The organism is Paraburkholderia sp. SIMBA_027, from assembly GCF_046535315.1.
GTDB lineage: Bacteria > Pseudomonadota > Gammaproteobacteria > Burkholderiales > Burkholderiaceae > Paraburkholderia > Paraburkholderia tropica.
Window position 1 is genome coordinate 1 of sequence record NZ_JAWRWY010001326.1, and the last position, 246, is coordinate 246.

Sequence of the window (246 nt, forward strand, 5' to 3'; positions counted from 1 at the left end):
GAGGGATTTAAGTTCTACAAGGAAGCCGTAAAACAGGCGGAACATTTCGATGATAATTTCTTTCTTTGTTTATTGGATGTGGTAAAAGCTTTGTACATTGAACCGACAGCCGGAAGAAAAGGAATCTTACAGGCTTTTGAACCTCTTCGAAACGGACGAGGATATCCCTATATTGAAGAGCTGGCTTTTGACGCTGCGGAATTTTATACTAAGGAAGAGCGCGCGGAAGATTCAGTCTTTTTTTTC

At 41.1% G+C, this 246-nt stretch carries 1 protein-coding gene; it reads left to right on the forward strand.

The window, feature by feature from the left end; translation table 11 throughout:
* Window positions 1-246, forward strand: a 246-nt coding sequence (locus SB764_RS43465; RefSeq protein WP_410867237.1) for a hypothetical protein, incomplete at both ends; no start/stop codon positions are given.